Annotated in this window: 17 protein-coding genes; 15 read left to right on the forward strand and 2 right to left on the reverse strand. The window is 61.0% G+C overall.

Annotation, left to right across the window (positions count from 1 at the left end; genetic code table 11):
• The 3 genes from PA598K_RS09900 to leuS all read left to right on the forward strand — a co-directional run.
• Positions 1-676: RNA-binding protein (locus tag PA598K_RS09900; protein ID WP_260405342.1), on the forward strand; the 676-nt coding region annotated here is incomplete at its 5' end.
• Positions 677-724: 48 nt separating this feature from the next.
• Entirely contained in the window at positions 725-1507 is a 783-nt protein-coding gene (locus PA598K_RS09905; RefSeq protein ID WP_128656793.1) for a class I SAM-dependent DNA methyltransferase, read from the forward strand.
• A gap of 340 nt (positions 1508-1847) precedes the next feature.
• Positions 1848-4292, forward strand: a complete 2445-nt coding sequence (gene leuS / locus PA598K_RS09910) for a leucine--tRNA ligase (RefSeq protein WP_128656794.1) — start codon at positions 1848-1850, stop codon at positions 4290-4292.
• Here leuS and comER read toward each other — a convergent pair.
• Positions 4289-5113 (reverse strand): late competence protein ComER, encoded by an 825-nt coding sequence (gene comER, locus PA598K_RS09915; RefSeq protein WP_128656795.1) that lies wholly within the window; start codon positions 5111-5113, stop codon positions 4289-4291. The genes leuS and comER overlap by 4 nt on opposite strands.
• Positions 5114-5250: 137 nt before the next feature.
• On the opposite strand from comER, the gene PA598K_RS09920 reads away from it, so the two are divergent.
• From PA598K_RS09920 to holA, 7 genes are all read left to right on the forward strand, one after another.
• Complete coding sequence (locus PA598K_RS09920; RefSeq protein ID WP_260405343.1) at positions 5251-5877, forward strand: ComEA family DNA-binding protein; 627 nt, start codon at positions 5251-5253, stop codon at positions 5875-5877.
• A 165-nt stretch (positions 5878-6042) separates the two neighbouring features.
• Entirely contained in the window at positions 6043-7335 is a 1293-nt protein-coding gene (locus PA598K_RS09925) for a homocysteine synthase (RefSeq protein ID WP_128656797.1), read from the forward strand.
• 49 nt (positions 7336-7384) lie between these two features.
• Positions 7385-7909 carry a deoxycytidylate deaminase gene (locus tag PA598K_RS09930; protein ID WP_128656798.1) on the forward strand — a complete coding sequence of 175 codons (525 nt, stop codon included), beginning with the start codon at positions 7385-7387 and terminating at the stop codon, positions 7907-7909.
• Between the two features lie 115 nt (positions 7910-8024).
• Complete coding sequence (locus PA598K_RS09935) at positions 8025-10826, forward strand: ComEC/Rec2 family competence protein (protein WP_128656799.1); 2802 nt, start codon at positions 8025-8027, stop codon at positions 10824-10826.
• 231 nt (positions 10827-11057) lie between these two features.
• Positions 11058-11606 (forward strand): RNA polymerase sigma factor, encoded by a 549-nt coding sequence (locus PA598K_RS09940; RefSeq protein ID WP_128656800.1) that lies wholly within the window; start codon positions 11058-11060, stop codon positions 11604-11606.
• Positions 11603-12847: an anti-sigma factor gene (locus PA598K_RS09945; RefSeq protein WP_128656801.1), complete on the forward strand. Its 1245-nt coding sequence runs from the start codon at positions 11603-11605 to the stop codon at positions 12845-12847. Before PA598K_RS09940 ends, PA598K_RS09945 begins: the two co-directional genes overlap by 4 nt.
• Positions 12848-13063: 216 nt before the next feature.
• Positions 13064-14092, forward strand: a complete 1029-nt coding sequence (holA, locus tag PA598K_RS09950) for a DNA polymerase III subunit delta (protein ID WP_128656802.1) — start codon at positions 13064-13066, stop codon at positions 14090-14092.
• Positions 14093-14197: 105 nt separating this feature from the next.
• On the opposite strand, the gene rpsT is transcribed toward holA, so the two are convergent.
• Entirely contained in the window at positions 14198-14470 is a 273-nt protein-coding gene (rpsT, locus tag PA598K_RS09955) for a 30S ribosomal protein S20 (RefSeq protein ID WP_128656803.1), read from the reverse strand.
• Between the two features lie 171 nt (positions 14471-14641).
• On the opposite strand from rpsT, the gene gpr reads away from it, so the two are divergent.
• The 5 genes from gpr (at position 14642) to hemW (ending at position 20730) form a co-directional block, all read left to right on the forward strand.
• Positions 14642-15646 (forward strand): GPR endopeptidase, encoded by a 1005-nt coding sequence (gene gpr / locus PA598K_RS09960; protein ID WP_128656804.1) that lies wholly within the window; start codon positions 14642-14644, stop codon positions 15644-15646.
• Positions 15647-15850: 204 nt separating this feature from the next.
• Positions 15851-17062: a stage II sporulation protein P gene (gene spoIIP, locus PA598K_RS09965; RefSeq protein WP_128656805.1), complete on the forward strand. Its 1212-nt coding sequence runs from the start codon at positions 15851-15853 to the stop codon at positions 17060-17062.
• A gap of 21 nt (positions 17063-17083) precedes the next feature.
• Positions 17084-17593 carry a hypothetical protein gene (locus PA598K_RS09970; RefSeq protein WP_128656806.1) on the forward strand — a complete coding sequence of 170 codons (510 nt, stop codon included), beginning with the start codon at positions 17084-17086 and terminating at the stop codon, positions 17591-17593.
• Between the two features lie 77 nt (positions 17594-17670).
• Positions 17671-19485, forward strand: coding sequence for a translation elongation factor 4 (lepA, locus tag PA598K_RS09975; protein ID WP_128656807.1), 1815 nt, complete (start codon positions 17671-17673; stop codon positions 19483-19485).
• Positions 19486-19569: 84 nt separating this feature from the next.
• Entirely contained in the window at positions 19570-20730 is a 1161-nt protein-coding gene (hemW, locus tag PA598K_RS09980; RefSeq protein ID WP_128656808.1) for a radical SAM family heme chaperone HemW, read from the forward strand.
• Positions 20731-20779: the final 49 nt, after the last annotated feature.

The following is a 20779-nucleotide window of genomic DNA, read 5'->3' on the forward strand; positions in this document are numbered from 1 at the left end:
CGGCCTCGGCCGGCAGCTGCTGCTGCCGATCTCCGAGCTGCCAGAACTGCGGGAGTATCGACCAGTGGTGGGCGACGAAGTGTTCGTCACGCTGGCGCATGACCGGACCGGGCGTCTGGTCGCCAAGCTCGCGGGCGAGCGTGAGCTGGCGCCGCTCACCTTTGCAGCGCCGGAGAGCTGGCGCAACCAGACGACCCTTGGCTGGGTGACCAAGACGCTGCAGATCGGCTCGTTTGTGCTGATCGACGGCGGGGTTATTGGCTTCGGCGCGTACGGCTTCATCCCGGCGGTCGAACGGACGCGCGCGCTGCGTCTGGGCGAGCGAGTCGAAGCGCGCGTCTCCTTCATCCGCGAGGACGGACGGGTCAACCTGGCGATGACGCCGCTCAAGCAGGTCGGCCGCATGCTCGACGCCGATCGCATCTTGGCGTTTCTGCAGGAACGCCCGCGCGGCGCGATGCCGTACTCCGACGAGACGCCATCCGACATCATCAAGCAGCGCTTCGGCATCAGCAAGGCGGCCTTCAAGCGGGCGCTTGGCAAGCTGATGCGCGATCGCCTCATCCGTCAGGAGGGGAGCTGGACCTATCTGGTCGAGCAGCCCGGCGAGTCGCAACAGACCGGAGAGACGGCGCGCGGGTCCGAGTCTGGAGACGAGCGTTCGTCCGCCGATTAAACAGGTGCGTGTGACGGCGGCAGCCGTTGCAGCGTGGCAGGAGGTAACATGCGAGCCTATCGACAATTTGCGTCGGTCTACGACCGGCTGATGGAAGATATGCCTTACCCGGAGTGGCTCGGCTTCATGCGTCAGTGCTGGGACCGCTATGGCGTGCCGCGCTCGGTCGTCGATCTCGGCTGCGGCACAGGCAGCCTGTCTATCCCTTTGGCCAGATCAGGCTTTGAGGTGTATGGACTGGACCTGTCCGCCGATATGCTGACCGTCGCTCGCAGCAAGTGGGAGGAGACGCCGGCGGAGGTGTTGAGGCAGCGCGGCTCGATCCGTTGGCTGCAGCAGGATATGCGGGAGTGGGAGCTGGCGGAGCCGGTTGACGCTTGCATCTCCTTTTGCGATTGTCTCAACTATCTGACCGAGCCCGAGGATGTCGAGGCGGCGCTGCGGGCGACCTGGCGCGGGCTGAAGGACGGCGGCGTCTTCCTGTTCGACGTCCATGCCCCGGCTCAGCTGCTGCGTTATGCCGAGGAGCAGCCCTTCACGCTCGACGAGCGCGACATCGCCTACATCTGGACGAGCGATTATGATGCGGAGCGCAGCGAGATCGAGCATCAGCTGACGATCTTCGCCCGCGACGAGCGCTCCGGCGAGCGGTTGTCCCAGCCTCTCTTCCAGCGGATCGAGGAGGTCCATGTGCAGCGAGCCTACGACGCCGGGTGGTTGACCGCTGCGCTCCGTCGCGCCGGCTTCTCGCGGGTCGAGGCGTTCGCCGACTTCAGGCTGGAGCCGCCGACGCCGGACAGCGAGCGCCTGTTCTTCGCTGCGGTGAGGTAAGGGTCATGCTTGACAGCGGCGAGGCGCTTGATTAGAATATAGGGAAAGTTATCCCATAGCTGAAGGCAAGGAAGAGGAGCAGTAATGCGGGAACCGGATCAGAGAGTCGGCGTAAGGGTGCGAGCCGAACCGGAGGAAGGCATGAACTCGCCTCGGAGCCAGCAGGATCGCGCGGGTGCGCGCGTGAGAGCCGTCCAGTCCGCGATAAGGATCTACAAGTGAGCAACGGGCAAAGCATGTCCGGGGCTAACTAGGGTGGTACCACGGGAGTCAAACTCTCGTCCCTAGCCGATGCGCTAGGGGCGAGAGTTTTTATTTTGCATTCAGGAGGCCTACGAGTATGACCGATGAAAGAGGGGCGCAAGCGACCTACCAACCGCTGAAGATTGAGCCGAAATGGCAGCAATACTGGGATGAGCGCCAGACGTTCAAGACGACCGAGGACCCGGCGAAGCCGAAGTTCTACGCGCTGGATATGTTCCCGTATCCGTCCGGAGCAGGTCTGCATGTCGGCCACCCGGAAGGCTATACCGCAACCGACATCATCTCCCGCTACAAGCGGATGAGAGGGTACAATGTCCTGCATCCGATGGGCTGGGACGCCTTCGGCCTGCCGGCCGAGCAGCATGCGCTCGATACCGGACGCCATCCGCGAGACATTACGTTCGTCAATATCGACAATTTCCGTCGGCAGATCAAGTCGCTTGGCTTCTCCTACGACTGGGACCGCGAGATCAGCACGACCGACCCGGATTACTACAAGTGGACGCAGTGGATCTTCATCCAGCTCTACAACAAGGGTCTGGCCTATGTCGCCGAGGTGCCGGTCAACTGGTGTCCGGCGCTGGGCACCGTACTGGCCAATGAAGAAGTCATCGACGGACTGAGCGAGCGCGGCAACCATCCGGTCATCCGCAAGCCGATGCGCCAGTGGATGCTGCGCATCACGGCCTATGCCGAGCGGCTGCTGGAGGATCTGGAGGAGCTGGACTGGGCGGAGAGCATCAAGGATATGCAGCGCAACTGGATCGGCAAGTCCAAGGGCGCCGAGGTGACGTTCGCAATCGACGGCCACGACGCCGCGCTGGAGGTATTCACGACACGGCCCGACACGCTGTTCGGAGCGACCTACTGCGTCCTGGCGCCGGAGCATGAGCTGGTCGATCGGATCACGACGTCCGAGCAGGCGGAGGCAGTCCGAGCTTATCAGGACAAGGCTGCGCGCAAGAGCGATCTGGAGCGGACAGACCTGGCCAAGGAGAAAAGCGGCGTCTTCACCGGCGCTTATGCGATCAACCCGGTAAGCGGCGAGAAGCTGCCGATCTGGATCGCCGACTATGTGCTCGCAGGCTATGGCACGGGCGCAATCATGGCGGTGCCGGGCCATGACCAGCGCGACTGGGAGTTCGCGCGGCAGTACGAGCTGCCGATCATCGAGGTCGTGCAGGGCGGCGATATCAGTCAGGAAGCCTATAGCGGCGACGGTCCGCATGTGAACTCCGGACTGCTGGATGGCCTGAACAACGAAGAGGCCATCGCAGCAATGACCAAGTGGCTGGAGGCGGAAGGCAAGGGCAAGGGCAAGGTGACGTACCGGCTGCGCGACTGGCTGTTCAGCCGCCAGCGCTACTGGGGCGAGCCGATCCCGATCCTCCATCTGGAGGATGGCACGATGAAGCCTGTCCCCGAGTCGGAGCTGCCGTTGCTGCTGCCGGATGTCGATCAGATCACGCCGTCGGGCACCGGCGAATCGCCGCTGGCTGTCGTCACTGATTGGGTCGAGACGATCGATCCAAAGACCGGCATGAAGGCGCGCCGCGAGACCAACACGATGCCGCAATGGGCGGGCAGCTGCTGGTATTACCTGCGGTTCATCGATCCGCACAACAGCGAGGAGCTCTGCTCCCAGGAGAAGCAGCAGCAATGGCTGCCGGTCGACCTGTATATCGGCGGGGCCGAGCATGCGGTGCTGCATCTGCTCTACGCGCGCTTCTGGCACAAGGTGCTCTACGATCTGGGCGTCGTCTCGACCAAGGAACCGTTCCAGAAGCTGGTCAACCAGGGGATGATCCTCGGCACGAACAACGAGAAGATGAGCAAATCGCGCGGCAACGTCATCAATCCTGACGACATCGTCGGCGAATACGGCGCGGACACGCTGCGCATGTACGAGATGTTCATGGGACCGCTGGAGGCGACCAAGCCGTGGAATACGAACGGCGTAGACGGCTCATACCGCTTCCTGAGCCGGGTGTGGAGGCTGTTCATCGCGGAGGATGGCAGCCTGACGAGCAAGCTGACGGACGGCGAGGGCAGCGAAGCCTTCAAGCGGGTGTGGCATCGCACGATCAAGAAGGTGACCGAGGACTTCGAGCATCTGCGCTTTAATACGGCGATCAGCCAGTTGATGATCTTCGTCAACGAAGCCTACAAGACCGACGAGCTGCCGAAGGAAGCGCTCAAGCAATTCCTGCAGCTGCTGTCGCCGCTGGCGCCGCATATCGCAGAGGAGCTGTGGAGCCGAATGGGCGGCGCGGAGTCGATCACTTACTCGACATGGCCGCAATTCGACGAGGCTTGGACCGTCGATCAGGAGGTCGAGATTGTCGTCCAGGTGAACGGCAAAATCGTCGAGCGGATCGCGATCGCGGCCGGACTCGACGAGGCGGAGATGGAGCGGATCGCCAAGGAACAGCCTAAGGTGCAGGAGGCGATCGGCGGCAAGACGATCCGCAAGGTGATCGCCGTCAAGGGCAAGCTGGTCAACATCGTAGCGCCGAACTAATGGATCAAAAACGAGACGCCGACCTTCTCGACGTCCTCGTAAAACTTGGCGTGCGTCGTCCGAATCAGCCGGTTGAAGGTGCCGTCCAGCTCGTGGTTGAGCAGCCGGATCGCTTCGGCGGTGATGCCGCCGGGCACTGACACTCTGGATTGCAGCAGCTCCGGACTGAGGCCGCCTTCGGTGAGCAGCTTGCCGGTGCCGAGCAGCATCTGGCTGGCGAGCGCTGTCGCGTCGTCCGGGTCGATACCAGTCTCCTGGACGGCCGCTTCGACGAAGCGCTGCAGCAGACAGGCAAAAAAAGCCGGACCGCAGCTCGATATATCCGACACGACGCGCGTATACTTCTCTTCAATGCAGAGCGGCTCGCTAATATGCGAGAGCAGGCCTTCCAGACGGTCCCGGTCCTCGGGGCCGAACCGGCTGCCATAAATGCAAAGGGAAGCGCCGCTACACACATAATTCGTTATACTCGGGATGACCTTGGCTACCTTGCAAGGCAACCATTCCTCCAACTGGGCCAGAAGCACTGGACTCGTGATCGATACGATCATCGTTTCCGGCTGCACGCTGGCCTTTATGTCGTCGATGACATGCTTGAAATCGAGCGGTTTGATGCACAAAAAGACGAGGTCGCTGCCACGCGCCGCCTCCGCGTTGGAAGGAACGACGCAGAGCCCCGGATAGGAAGCCGCCAGCCGTTCGGTTTTGGAGAGGGTGCGGCTGCTCGCCGTAATTTGCCCGGGATTCATCGCGCCCGAGCGGATGAACGATTCGATTAACAAGCTTCCCATGCTTCCTGTGCCGATAAATCCGACTTTCATCTTAGAATCCCTCCTTGCGTTCGTGACGTGAGCATGCGCATCGGGACAAGGTTTGGAGCGCATGACAGTTTTATTAACCATATGCGCAGTGGCTCGACCGACATGACAAGTTTCGCCGAGGAAAGGAGAATGAAATGATGAAATCGCTCCATAAGAAGGAAAAACAAATCGCTGTGCTGCTGTTGGCTGCCGGTGCGCTCCTGCTGATCCTGGCGCTGACCGCGCCTCAGGAGGACGATTCGCCAGTGTGGCTCAAGCTGGATAACGGGCTGCCCGCAACCTCGCTCGCCCCGACAACCGCCGACACGTCGGCCGTCACTCCGTCAGTCGTCGACCCTTCAGCTGTCGGGTCGTCTGGCGGGGAGAGGTCTATCGAGTCGTCGGCTTCGACCAATCCGCAGCCGACGCAGCCCTCGGACACAGTCCAATCTGCCGGGTCCGTTGACCCGTCGGAACCGGCGGGCGTATCCGACACTATGCAAGGGCAAGGGACTGTCGAACCCGCCGGGCAGCCCGCCGCCGGAACGACAGAGCCGCCCGCTACTCCTGATAGCGCTGCGGCCTCAGGGCTGATCGACATCAACCGCGCATCGGCGGAGCAACTCGACAGCTTGCCTGGCATCGGACCGGCCAAGGCGCAAGCGATCATCGCCGACCGCGAGCAGCACGGTATCTTCCGCTCGGTCGACGAGCTGACGCGGGTGAGAGGGATCGGCGATAAGATGCTCGAGAAGCTCAGACCTTACGCAACGGCGCTGCCTTGAGCGCGGTCAAGCGTCGTCTGCCTCTTACGACAAAGGTCGGGATTGTCGATTATCCGGGAATATGCGACAATAGAAATTGAAAGGAAGCGGTGTCTTTACACAGGGAGCTGCTATTCTTGGCCTGTACTTTATATAATCCGCCGTAACGGCAAGGAGGAACAAGGAATGAGCGAAGAGCGCAAATTCACATTGGATACACTATCGGTGCATGGAGGCCAGGAGATCGATCCGACGACGATGTCCCGCGCCGTGCCGATCTACCAGACGACCTCGTACGGCTTCCGCGATACGGAGCATGCAGCGAATCTGTTCGGCCTGAAGGAATTCGGCAACATCTACACCCGGATCATGAACCCGACAACGGATGTGCTTGAGAAAAGAGTCGCCGAGCTGGAGGGCGGCGCTGCCGCGCTCGCGGTTGCATCGGGACAAGCTGCGATTACATATTCTATCCTGAACATCGCTGGCGCAGGCGATGAGATCGTCTCGGCGTCGAGCCTCTATGGCGGGACCTATAATCTGTTTGCCGTGACACTGCCGAAGCTTGGCATCAACGTCAAGTTCGTCGATCCGTCCGACCCGGAGAACTTCCGCGGCGCCATCACCGACAAGACCAAAGCTGTATTCGCCGAGACGATCGGCAATCCGAAGGGCGATATTATCGACCTCGAGGCCGTCGCGGCGATCGCACATGAGAACGGCGTGCCGCTGATCGTCGACAATACGTTCCCGAGCCCGTATCTGTGCCGTCCGATCGAGCATGGCGCAGACATCGTGGTGCATTCGGCGACCAAGTTCATCGGCGGCCACGGCACCTCGATCGGCGGCATCATCGTCGACGGCGGCAAGTTCGACTGGGCAGCCAGCGGCAAATACCCTGGTCTGACCGAGCCAGACCCGAGCTACAACGGCGTTGTCTACACCCAGGCCGTCGGCCCCATCGCTTATATCATCAAAGCACGCGTACAATTGCTGCGCGATATGGGCGCGGCGCTGTCGCCATTTAACGCCTTCCTGCTGCTGCAAGGTCTGGAGACGCTGCATCTGCGGATGGAGCGCCATAGCTCCAATGCGCTGGCTGTCGCGCAATTCCTCGAAGGCCATGATGCGATAGAGTGGGTCAGCTACGCGGGCTTGCCAAGCCACGATTCTTACGAGCGGGCGCAGAAGTATCTGCCGGAAGGTCAGGGAGCGATCCTCACCTTTGGCGTCAAAGGCGGTCTGGAGGCGGGCAAAAAGCTGATCGGCGCCGTTCAGCTGTTCTCTCATCTGGCTAACGTCGGCGACTCCAAGTCGCTGATCATCCATCCGGCCAGCACGACGCATCAACAGCTGGATGAGGCAGCGCAAGTATCGGCAGGCGTATCGCCGGGCATGATCCGTCTCTCGATCGGCACCGAAGGGATCGAGGATATCCTGCATGATCTGGATCAAGCGCTCCGCGTTAGCCAATCCTAAGTAAAGCAGGGGCAGCGCGAGCGTCAGCAAGAGAAAGGAAGGCCGTAACATGTCAACACAAGACGCTTTGCGCAAGGATTGGGACACGTATTTTATGGATATCGCGTATATGGTCGCTACACGCTCGCGGTGTCCGCGCCGTCACGTCGGCGCCGTGCTCGTCCAGGGCAAAAAGCTGCTCGGCACCGCCTACAACGGCGCGCCGATGGGCGTACCGGACTGCTCCGAGGACGGCTGCATGATCGTCGAGGAGCTGGAGATGAAGCTGGTGGACGGACGAGAGGAGATGGTGCGCAAGCAGCGCTGCATCCGCACGATCCACGCCGAGCAGAACCTGCTGCTGTTCACCGACCGCATCGACCGCGAGGGCTCGACGGTCTATGTGACCGACCAGCCCTGCTGGACGTGCGCCAACATGCTCGCTAACAGCGGCATCCGCGAGATCGTCTACCATCGCGCCTATCCAAAGGACAGTGAGAAGGTGCTGCGCCTCATGGAGCTCAAGGGACTTGTATTCCGCTGTCTGAGCAGCTACGAGCCGCCGGAGCAGACCGTAATGCCAGTCATCTCCTGAGGACGCGATCCTCGCCGACTGCGATAGCATGGCGTTCATGTAAGAGGAAGAACCTCTTTTCGTATTTCGATACGGGAAGGGGTTCTTTTTATTTTGTTGAGGGGAGGCAACTAACATGGCGCAACGACCGCTCATATGGGTGACGATCGCCTGGGTGGCGGGCAGCTCGGCGGCAGCAGCGCTGCCCCGGGAGGGTGTCTGGCTCGGGATGGCAGCCGCACTGGCGGCGCTCGTGGCGCTGACGCTGCTGCGCATCCTGCCGAGGCGGGTCGCGGTTGTCTGTCTGATCGCCTGCGGGCTCGCCGCCGGCTCGCGAGAGTGGGCAGACGCCCGCAATACGACAGGGCTCCCAGAACTGCTGGCTGTGGCAGAGGCGGATGCGCTGGCGAGCTACCCGGTCGAGGCGGAAGGGGTGATCATCCATCCTGTCCAGGTTGATGGCGACCGGGCGCAGCTGCGGCTCGAGACGATCTGGCTGCGACTGGCGGATGCGCAGGAGCCGTTGGCGCTGCAAGAGCGGCTGCAGGTGAGGATCAAGCTGGCAGAGGAGGCGGAGCAGCAGTTGGTCGGAGCGTGGCGGCGCGGCGATCGGCTACGGTTATACGGCGAGCTGAAGCTGCCTGATCAGGCCAGCAACTTCGGCGGCTTCGATTATCGTCGGTATTTGTTTAGTCAACGCATCCACTGGCTGCTGCAGGTGGACGGGGCAGCGGCAATCGAGCAGTCGGCCGGCGCGACCTGGAGCAAGAGCGGCTGGATGGGCAAGGTCGACAGCGTAAGGGCTAATCTGGGTGCGCGGATGGCTGCGCTGTACCCGGAGCAGCAGGGTGGTTATATGAAGGGACTTGTGCTCGGCATGAGCGACGATCTCGATGCCGAGCGATTCCAGCAGTTTTCCGAGCTTGGATTGACGCATATTTTGGCGATCTCGGGTCTTCATGTCGCTGTATTTCTCTATTGTCTGCATATGGGGCTGAAGCTTCTCCGCGTGCCGCGCGAGACCTCGCTGCTGCTGCTCATCGCAGCGGTGCCGTTCTACGTCCTGCTGTCAGGGGCTTCGCCCTCGGTCGTCCGCGCCGGCATGATGTCGATGATCGGTCTGCTGGCGGCCCGGTTGGGGATGCTGAAGGACGGGCTCCACCTGCTATGCGCAGCGGCGCTGCTCATGCTGATGATCGAGCCGTACATGCTGGGCAACGTCAGCTTCCAGATGTCGGTCATCGTCACCGCCGGGCTGATCGTCGGCGTCGGGCCGCTGCGGCGCGCCCTGCCGCAGTGGCAGCGCGGCAAGGGCGTGGTCGATCTAGTCGCTGTGTCGGTTGCGGCGCAGCTGGCTTCGTTTCCGCTGACGATCTATTACTTCAATCAATTCAACCTGATCTCGCTGCCAGCCAACATCCTGCTCGTCCCGTTCATCAGCTCGATCGTCATGCCGATCGGCGCGGTATCGCTGGCGCTCACCGCCGTATGGCAGCCCGCTGCCCAGCTCACCGCCGACATCGCCCGGCTGGGCAATGATCTGACCTTCGCGATCACCGATCTGCTGAACCAGCCCGATGCGCTCCGCTCGATCTGGCCGACGCCATCCCTCTGGTGGGTGCTGCTCTGGTACGCGGCCTTGCTGGCAGGCTACCGTCTGCTGCCGGCCTGGCGATCCGGCGAGCCTGTGACAAGCGGGCCGCGTCCGCGAGACGCAGAGCAGAGCGGGGCAGCGAGCTCGCTGCCCGGGCTCTCGGCTAGGGCAGCGCGCGGGCCGGGCGATGATGCAGCTGTCCCGCAAGGCTCGCCCGCGCTGGCGGATATAGCGGCAGTCGACGCCCCTACTGCTCCGCTCGATGTGTTTGCGCAGGGGCGAGCGTCAGTCGATCAGCCGTCCGCGTCGCTTTCCGCGCCTATCACACCGCTCACTCCTGGCATTGCGGCCTCGCTGCTTCGACAATGGGGCGAGCGGTTGCTCCGTCATCGGCTATCGCTGCTGCGTCTAGGCCTGCTGACGGGGGTCGTCCTCCTGCTAGGCTACGCTTATGACCCGGATCGCTTCGACCGGGCGGCCTATATCGAGATGATCGATGTCGGGCAAGGCGACGCGATCCTCATCCGCACGCCGCAAGGCCGTCATATCCTGAGCGATGGCGGCGGCACGGTGCGCTTCAGCAAGCCGGGCGAGGCATGGAGAGAGCGGAGCGATCCGTACGAGGTCGGCCGCAAGCTGCTCGTGCCGCTCTTGATGAAGCGCGGCGTCCAGGAGATCGATCTGCTCATCGTCAGCCATCTGGACACCGACCATATCGGCGGACTGGCCGCTGTGCTCGAGACGATCCCGGTGCGACGCCTCCTCTGGAACGGCAGCGTCAAGGATGCTCCCGAGGCGAGCCGACTGTTCGCGCTGGCGGCCGAGCGGGAAATCGAGCTGTATCCGGCTTGCGCGCCGCAGCGCTGGCAGCCCGAGCCGGATGTCAAGCTCGAGGTGCTGTGGCCGCCATCAGCCGGTTCGTTGGGCTGCGGCGGCACGGCAACGCAACTGCCGCATGTCGAGCAGCAAAACGACTACAGTGTCGTCGCGCATCTCGAGCTGTACGGCTACAGCCTGCTGCTGTCGGGCGATCTCGGCGCAACGGGCGAGCGTCTGCTGCTGGAGCGTCTGTCCGATCGGGCAGAACCGCTGCGCGCCGATGCGCTGAAGGTCGGACATCATGGCAGCCGCACCTCGACGACAGAGGCGTGGCTGCGCTATTGGCAGCCGTCGACGGCGCTCATCCCGGTCGGCCGTTACAACTGGTACGGCCATCCGCATCCGCTCGTTATCGAGCGGCTCGCCCACTACGGAGTCCAGGTGCTCCGCACCGACCGCGATGGCGGCATCATGCTTCGCATCACCAGGCAATCGACCCTGCTTGCGACGCGACGAACCCCTTAAAGGCAGAACCTGCCGCAGTCTCTCAGGCTATACGAGGCTGCGGTTTTCTGTTATTCTTATGAGGGGAAAACCGGACATCGGCATCGTGCTCGTACCCAGGGAAAGGGACGGGCCGTTTATTTTTTTAACTTGTTTGCGGTTCCGGTCGTTTATTTATAAAAAAAGTATTTTGAATTGCAACATTTATTACAGCCTTTCCGTCTGAAAGGTTGATAGAGAGGGGGATCCTTCGTGGTAGAGCCTGGCCTCATCAGAGCCGCTCAATCGGGCGATCGCGACGCTCTTATAACTCTATTGCGCGAGATTGAAACCCACGTATATCGAACCGCCTACTATATCGTCGGCAATGAGCAGGATGCGATGGATGCGGCGCAGGAAGCGCTCATCCGGATTTATACGAAGATTCATTCCTACGAAGAGAAAGCACAGTTCAAAACCTGGGTCCAACGCATCGTAACGAACATCTGCATCGACAAGTTCCGGCGCGCCAAGCCAACGGTGTCGATCGATGAACATGAGATGGTATTCCGTGAAAAGCAAAACGTCGAGGAGGAGGTGCTGGCAGCCTACGCCGCTCAGGACATCCGCGAGGCCATCGACAAGCTGCCGGAGCATCATCGCGCGGTCGTTGTTTTGCGCTACATGCAGGATTTCTCGTACAACGAAATAGCTGACTCCCTGGACCTGCCGCTCAATACGGTCAAATCGTATTTGTTCCGGGCCAGGCAGCAGCTGCAGACATTACTCCACGATTATGAGAAAGGGGGTGTCCGAGGATGACTTGTCAAGAGGTGATGGACTATATGCAGAGACAACTGGACGGGGATCTCGATGATCGGGAGACCGACATCTTGAACAAGCATACGGGGCATTGCCCGGAATGCGCTGCGATGCTGGAGCGACTGCAGCGTCTGTCCGACGAGCTGGACAGTCTCCCAAAAGTAACTCCGCCCTTCAGCCTGGTCGATGCGATCTTGCCGCAGCTCGATGAGCTGGATCGGGGCGCAGCGCCGCATGCGGCCGCCATGGCCGCGCCGGAGGTGGCTGCTCGCCGTACGGCGCCGACGGAGCGGCGCAAGAGCTGGCTCGAGCGCTTGCCGCTCAAGACGCTGAGCGGCTTCGTCGCCGCCAGCATCGTCGCAGGCTTCTTTATCTTTAACTACACGGTGCCCGAACCGGTCAACGAGGCAGCCGAATCGATGGCCTTGCGCAGCATGACGGGCGGCTCCGAGGAGATGAATAGCGGCGGAGAGCTGCCGGGCGAAGAGGAAGGTGCGCCGGAGAGTGCGGGGGCGACAGAGCTGTTCGGCGTAGAGGTGAAGAGTCAGGAGGGCAAGGTAACGGAGCAGCCTGCCGAGGATGCGCCGGCCGTGCTGGAGGACAGCCCGGCTCAACCGCCGCTCGAGAGTCCGAGCGAGCCAAGCGAGCCGGTCGACGAGCCGACGGCGAAGCAGCCGAACGCCCCGACGGTCATGTCCAACGCCGATCAGCCGCCGTCCACGCGCAGCGAGACGACGGAGCGAAGCAATCAGAAGAACTTCGACGCCAATGCCGATTCGGGTGGCGCTAATGAAGCGACGCCTTCGGCAGGCACGATGCAGGCGCCGCAGGATGAAGCGGCCACAGGCTTCAGAGCCGATCCTGACGCAAGATCGATGGCTGGCCCGCTGATGGACCAGGTGCCGTCCGAGGCGTTGCAGGAGGCACTGCCGAGCGCTGCGGACGTGGCGCGCTCCTATGCCAATGCGGATGCGATCGCTTCGCCGGACGGTCAGCTCAAGGTGACGGTCGATCAGCATGTGCTGCAGGTGTATGGCAGCGACGGCAATCTGGTGTTCGAGAGCCGCAAGCAGCCGGGCAGCAGCATCCGCAATCCGGTCTGGTCGGCCGATAGCCTGACATTGACGTATGAGCTGTATCCCGCGCCAAGCGAGGAGAGCGGCAATGCGCAGAGCAATGGCGACGTCGGCGTAGAGCGCTACGTCGTGCAGCTCAAGGACGGGACAGAGTCCAGACAGTAAATGAACCCGGCAAGCACACTTTCGGGCGACTGGCGTATACTGAACGTATAGAGCGGTGAACGAAAGCGCCTTGACACGTATGACCATCCGGGAGGAGGAACCATGGCCCTGCCTCCGGCTGTTTATATAGATGCTCAGGGACAGAGGGATGATGCCAGCAGCGGCTTCATCCCTTTGTTGCGCCTGCGAGGGGCAGTGAAAAGGAGAGGGTAACCGATGGATCTGAAGACGGCTACGCAAGAGATCAAGAGCGGCCAGGCCAAGCCCGTCTATGTGCTCTATGGCCGGGACCGGTTCCGGATGCAAGGCTTCGTCGATTATATGATCGCTTCGCTATTGAGCGAGGAGGAGCGCAGCCTCGGCGTCGTCAAGATGGATACGGCGGAGACGCCGATCGAGGAGGTTGTGCTGGAGGCCGAGACGCTGCCGTTCTTTGCATCGCGCAAGCTGCTGATCGTCCGCGATCAGTCGTTGCTCGCCGCTGGCAAGGAGGGCAAAGTGTCGCATCGTCCGGAGGAGCTGCTCCGCTATCTGAAGGAGCCGCTCGAGACGAGCACGATCGTCTTCGTCGTCCAGGCGGACAAGCTCGATGAGCGCCGCAAGCTAGTCAAGCAACTGAAGGGACAGGACGCGCTGCTGCACTTCGAGGAGCTGGAGGGCAAGGATCTGTACCGTTGGATCGGCAAGCGAGCCAAGGATCAGAACCGGACGATCACGGAGGATGCAGCCGAACTGCTGGTGCTGCGCGCCGGGTCCAATCTGCATCGGGTCGCTCAGGAGATAGACAAGCTCTGTCTCTATGCCGGAGACGGGGGGACGATCGCCAAGCCGGATGTCGAGCTGCTGACCGCCGCCTCTACGGAGGAGGATGTGTTCGCGCTCGTCGATGCGATCGCGACGCTGCAGAGCGGCCGGGCGCTCGCGCTGTACCGCGAGCTGCTGCTGCGACGCGAGGAGCCGATCAAGATCGCGGCGCTGCTGGCCAGACAGTTCCGCATCTTTTTGCAGATCAAGGAGCTGAGCGCGCAACGCTTCTCGCCGCAGCAGATGGCGGGACAGCTCGGATTGCATCCCTATGTGGTCAAGCTGTCGCTTGACAAGGCCGGACGGTTCGACGTGCGGACGCTGGGCAGACTGCTCAGCGAGCTGGCCGATCTGGATTATCGGATGAAGACCGGTCAGATCGACAAGGTGCTCGGTCTGGAGCTATTCCTGATCTCGCTGAGCGGCCGTCGGCCAGCCTGAGGGCTTCGAACCGCTGAGGGCGCTATATAACTATCGGCGCACAAAAAAATCCTGCTCGTCCTCATCTGAGGGCGGAGCAGGATTTTGTCGTTATTGTCCCATGCCTTAAGCCTGAGCGGAAAGGGCGTTAACCTTTTTCGCCAGACGGGATTTTTTGCGAGCAGCAGCGTTTTTATGGATCAGGCCTTTCGTTACGGCTTTGTCCAGCTTCTTCGTAGCTGCGACCAGAGCGGCAGCTGCAGTAGCAGCATCGTTGCTGGCGATCGCTTGATCGGCGTTTTTCACTGCGGAACGAAGGGCAGATTTCTGCGAAGCGTTCAGCGCGCGACGTTTTTCGTTCGTGTTAACGCGTTTGATAGCGGATTTGATATTTGGCATAGCTTTCACCTCCTGGCAAAAAAACAACTGTAAATCAGGTACACAACTTAAAATATATTATCACGCCCATCCCCAAAAATCAATAGCGGCTTGGTTATTCTGCATAAACGACCCAGACTCGCGCCACACTAAGGCTAGCTGTTTACAAAAAGGGTGGAGGAGTGGGAAGCAATGACCAAACCGTTGGATCTGCAACAGTTCATGGTGCGTACGGACCTGGCGCTGGAGGCCAAGGAGCTGGCCGAGTCGGGAGGCGGCCAGGTGCCGGGGGTGATGAGCGAGACGATAGAGGAGGAAGGCGTCGTCATCACGCGAATGACGGTAGAAACCGAGCAAGGCGCACAAGCGATCGGCAAGCTGAAGGGACGTTACGTTACGCTCGAGGCGCCGGGGCTGCGGGGACTTGATACCGGGTTGCAAGACCATGTGGCGACCATCTTCGCCCGGGAGTTCGAGGCGTTGCTGCAACGGCTCGGCGTCCGCACTGATGCGAAAGTGCTGATCGTCGGCCTCGGCAACTGGAATGTAACCCCCGACTCCCTTGGACCGCTTGTCGTCGAGAATGTGATGATCACCCGTCATTTCTTCGAGCTGATGCCGGATGACGTGGCGCCGGGCTATCGTTCGGTCAGCGCGGTCTCGCCAGGCGTGATGGGCACGACAGGCATCGAGTCGAGCGATATCGTACTTGGCATCGTACAGGGAACCAAGCCAGAGCTGATCATCGCCATCGACGCCCTCGCCTCCAAGTCGATGGAGCGGGTCAATACGACGATTCAGATCGCCGATACGGGCATCCATCCCGGCTCGGGCATCGGCAACAAACGGCGCGGCTTGACTGAGGAGATCCTTGGCGTGCCCGTCATCGCGATCGGCATCCCTACCGTCGTCTATGCCTCGACGATCGTCAACAATACGATCGAGATGATGCAACGGCATTTCGAGACGCACACCGATCAGACGGGGCAGATCCTCGGTCTCCTGCCGTCGATGCAGGAGCAGGAGCGGCTGATGCTCGTCAAGGAGGTGCTCGAGCCGATGGGCAAGGACATGCTCGTCACGCCCAAGGAGGTCGACCAGTTCATCGAGGATATCGCCAACATCCTCGCCAGCGGGCTGAATGCGGCGCTGCACGATGCCGTCGATACGCATAATGTCGGCGCGTATACGCATTAGCCCACTCTAGCTTGATGAGTGACAGTGTGAAGATTGCGATGCTCTCACATCCTTTCGGGATGCGAGGGCATTTTTGGTTTCGGGCGTCCCCAATCTAGCAGAAGATTGTCTATTCTCGTTCTATCACTACTTACTCTCTCATATATTTGGTAGCAGACTACACGCAGCCTACCGATGCGTAAGGAGAAAGTAGGGAGGAAAAACATGAGAAAGCCCGTTGCCCGGTTCGATGGCAGCAGACGCAGCGAACGACTCCGTCAGTGGCTCGTTACCGGCCGCACCTTTGCAATCCTGTCCCTGTGCTCGATGGTGTTTTTTGTGCTGCTCGGTCTTGGCGGCATCGTGCAGCGCCATACTGCCAACTCCCCTGTCAGCTCGATGAAAGGCTTCGCGGCCGCCGTATCCAGCTCTTTGTTCGCCGAGATGATCAGCATGGAGCTGCCGTCCTTTGAGAGCAGCCGGCCGCCGGGCACGATTAACGGAATCCAGACAGCGGCGTTCCTGATGCGCCTGCTGACCGATATCAATCCGCAAGATCCGCGCTCCCTGATCGCCGGCGAGCTGCCGGGGATGAGCAACGATCAGGCGTTCCTGCTCCGGGGCGGCTCGGCGGACGGCGTAGCGCCCAAGGACCAGACGCCGATCCCTGTCGATCCGGCGGAGATCCCGGAGCCCGGCGAGACGGTCGAGGAGCCGCCAGCTACGCCGCCGGATACCTCGGAGACATCGCCGAAGCCGCCGCAGGCCCAAGACAAGCCCAAGCGCAATACCGTGCTGATCTATCATACGCATAATCGCGAATCGTGGTATCCCGAGCTGCCGGAGGGCACCAAGGACCCGAGCTCGGCCGAGGTGAATATTACGCATGTCGGCAAGCGTCTCGGGGAACGGCTCGAGGAGCTGGGCATCGGGGCGACGGTATCGAAGCAGGATTACGCGACGACGATTCCCGGGTACCGCTGGGAGCTGCTGTACAAATATTCGATGAAGACGATCCAGGATGCCATGGCGACGAATAGCGACATTACCTATTTGTTCGACCTGCATCGCGACTCCAATCGGCGCAAGCATACGACGGCGACGATTCGCGGCGAGACGTATGCCCAGGTATTTTTTATCATCGGTCATGGCAATCCTGAATGGAAGAAGAACGAAGCGTTCGCTACCCGCATCCACGAGGCGCTGGAGGCGGAGTATCCGGGCATCTCGCGCGGCATCTGGGGCAAGTCGTCCGCCAACGGCAACGGCGAATACAATCAGTCGCTCTCGCCCACCAGCGCGCTCATCGAGATCGGCGGCGTGGACAATACATTGGAAGAGTCGTACCGGACGGTAGAGGCGCTGTCCAAGGTAATCGCGGATATCATCTGGGAGGCCGAGCGCGTGGACGGCAAGCCGACGCAGTCGGCATCCTGAGCAAAGAGGAGCGTGGGTGAGATGAAGAAAAAAGATGCCATGAAATGGGCTGTGCTGGGCGGCGTCACCGTATTCCTGATCCTGTACGGCATCGAGGTCGCGACTAGCGGCATCGGCACCGTCTACGGTCCGATCGACGGGGCGCGCCAGCCGGCGCAGATCTCGGAGAGCTGGCCTGCAGCATCGTCCAACGACCGGGCCGCCGAGCAGACGCCTCGGTACGAGCAAGCGCCCCAGTATGAGCAGACGCCTCGGTATGAGCAGGCGCCGCGATACGAGCAAGCACCGCAGTACGAGCAGGAGCGGGTTCGCGTCCCGGCCGCCGCCGCATCGGTGCCGGAGCGCAGCGCGGTCGGCGGCGCCGTCATCGGCTCCCCCGATTATCGCCCGCTGCCGCCGCAGTTAAGCTTCGGCGAAGGACGGGAGCCCTCGGTCAATCGCGTCGCCGAGCAGACAGCCGGACTGCTGCAATCGCTCTCCAACAACGGCATCCGCATGGTCGTATCGATGTTCGACTCGCTCACGAAGTAAGTATGCGTTGATGGCTGGCCCGCCAACTGATATAATAACAGGATGATTTGCATTATGGACTCGCGTGGGGGTTAGGCATGACTGACGTTCGGAACCGACAAAAGATGATTCGCAACTTTTCTATAATTGCCCATATCGATCACGGTAAGTCGACGCTGGCGGACCGTATCCTGGAATATACCGGCGCCTTGACTTCTCGTGAGATGCAGGACCAGGTGCTCGACAAGATGGACCTGGAGCGCGAGCGGGGCATTACGATCAAGCTGCAAGCCGTCAGGCTGAGCTACAAAGCCGACGACGGGCAAACGTATTTGCTCAACCTGATCGACACGCCTGGGCATGTCGACTTTACCTATGAAGTGTCGCGGTCGCTGGCGGCGTGCGAAGGCGCGCTGCTCGTCGTCGATGCGGCGCAAGGCATCGAAGCGCAGACGCTCGCCAACGTCTATCTGGCGCTCGACAACAACCTGGAGATTATCCCGGTCATTAACAAAATCGATCTGCCGAGCGCCGAGCCGGAGCGGGTGAAGCAGGAGATCGAGGATGTGATCGGCCTCGATGCCAGCGAGGCGGTGCACGCCTCCGCGAAGGCCGGGATCGGCATCAAGGAAATCCTCGAGCAGGTCGTCACCAAGATGCCGCCGCCCGAGGGCGATCCGGATAACCCGCTGAAGGCGCTTATCTTCGATTCGCACTACGATGCCTACAAGGGCGTCATCGTCTATGTCCGGGTCGTCGACGGCAGCATCAAGCCCGGCATGCAGATCCGCTTCATGGCGACAGGGGCCGAGTTCGAGGTGCTCGAGGTCGGCGCCTTCATGCCGCGCATGACGGCGGTCCAGGAGCTGGCTGTCGGCGACGTCGGCTTCGTCATCGCCGGCATCAAGAATGTCAAGGATACGCGCGTCGGCGATACGATCACCGAGGCGAAGCGGCGGGCGCCAGAGCCGTTGCCCGGCTACCGCCGGATCAACCCGATGGTGTTCTGCGGACTGTATCCGATCGAGACGCAGGATTACAACGATCTGCGCGAGGCGCTCGAGAAGCTGGAGCTTAACGATGCTTCCTTGCGATATGAGGCAGAGTCCTCGACAGCGCTCGGCTTTGGCTTCCGGTGCGGCTTCCTCGGTCTGCTGCATATGGAGATCATCCAGGAGCGGATCGAGCGCGAGTTCAACATCCCGCTCATTACGACTGCGCCGAGCGTGGTCTACAAGGTCACACTGACCAACGGCGAGTCGCTCGACATCGACAACCCGTCCAATCTGCCGGAGGTCGGCAAGATCGAATATATCGAAGAGCCTTATGTTAAGGCGGCGATTATCGTACCCAATGATTATGTCGGGGCGATTATGGATCTTTGCCAGAACAAACGCGGCGAGTTCATCAACATGGAATATTTGGACGCCAACCGCGTTACCATTACGTACGATATTCCGCTCTCGGAGATCGTCTACGACTTCTTCGATCAGTTGAAATCGAGCACGAAGGGGTATGCGTCGTTCGACTACGAGCTGTCCGGGTATCGCCGCTCCAATCTGGTGAAGATGGACATCATGCTCAACAACGAACAGGTCGACGCGCTCTCCATCATCGTCCATCGGGATCGCGCGTACAACCGCGGCCGGATCATCTGCGAGAAGATGAAGGAGCTGATCCCGCGCCAGATGTTCGAGGTGCCGATCCAGGCATCGATCGGTCAGAAGATCATCGCGCGCGAGACCGTCAAGGCAATGCGCAAAAACGTCCTCGCCAAATGTTACGGCGGCGACATCAGCCGGAAGCGCAAGCTGCTCGAGAAACAGAAGGAAGGCAAAAAGCGGATGAAGCAGGTCGGCAGCGTCGAGGTGCCGCAGGAGGCGTTCATGGCCGTTCTGAAGATCGACGACTAGATCAGGGATTCATCTGCATTTCATGCGAGAAGGGAGAGCGACGGCTCTCCCTCCTTCTCGTGAGCAAGGGATGGAGGTTCAGCGATGATTCAACAACATGCGCCCAGAGGCGTCTACATTCATATCCCGTTTTGCACCAACAAGTGCCATTACTGCGACTTCAATTCCTTTGTCCTGAAAGGCCAGCCGGTGGACGATTATTTGGATGCGCTCGAGCGCGAGATGGCGGCCACCAGTCTGCTGCTGCCGCCGGAGCGGATCGATACGGTATTCGTCGGGGGCGGCACGCCGACGGTGCTGACGCCCGAGCAGATGACGCGTTTTCTGGCCTCGGTGCATCGGCATTTCCCGCTTGCTGAAGGCGCCGAGTTCAGCGTGGAGGCCAACCCTGGCACGACGGACCCGGACAAGCTGCGGGCGATGCGGGAGGGCGGCGTGAACCGGATCAGCTTTGGCGTACAGTCATTTGACAACGCGCTGCTCGAGCGGATCGGCCGCATCCATGATGTCGACGATGTGTACCGCAGCATCGACAATGCGCGTGCTGCCGGCTTCGACAATCTGTCGATCGATCTGATGTTTGGCCTGCCGGGGCAGACGGTGGCGACGCTCCAGGACAGCGTAGCGCGCGCGTTGGCGCTTGACTTGCCCCATTATTCGCTCTACGGGCTGAAGGTCGAGGAGAATACACTGTTCCACCGGATGTACGAGCGCAACGAGCTGCCGTTGCCAGAGGAGGAAGAGGAACTGGAGATGTACCTCTATATTATAGACCAGCTCAAGGCAGCAGGCAGAAGTCAGTACGAGATCAGCAATTTCGCCAAGCCGGGCTTCGAAAGTCGGCACAATACGATTTATTGGCGCAACGAGCCTTATTATGGACTGGGAGCAGGTGCGCATGGCTATGCCCGCCGCCATCGGCATGTTAATATCAAGGGCGTGCAGCCGTATATCGACGCTACGCTTCGCGGGCTGCCGCGACTCGAGAGCAGCGACGTCTCGGAGACGGAGGCGATGGAGGACTTCATGATGGTCGGCTTGCGGCTGCTCGAGGGCGTCAGCAACGCAGCCTTCGCCCGTCAGTTCCCCGGCCGCACAATCGATGGCCAATTCGGCGATATCCTGATGAGACTGCGGGATGATGGTCTGCTGGAGCTGTCGGGCGATCGCTATCGTCTGACGGAGCAAGGGGTGCTGCTCGGCAACGAGGTGTTCGGCGCCTTCATCACCGTTCACGAGGATTAACCCCGGGCGAGTCCGCCGTTTACAAAAAACAGGGTTGAGTATTCATTCC

It is taken from the genome of Paenibacillus sp. 598K (assembly GCF_003851045.1).
Lineage (GTDB): Bacteria > Bacillota > Bacilli > Paenibacillales > Paenibacillaceae > Paenibacillus_D.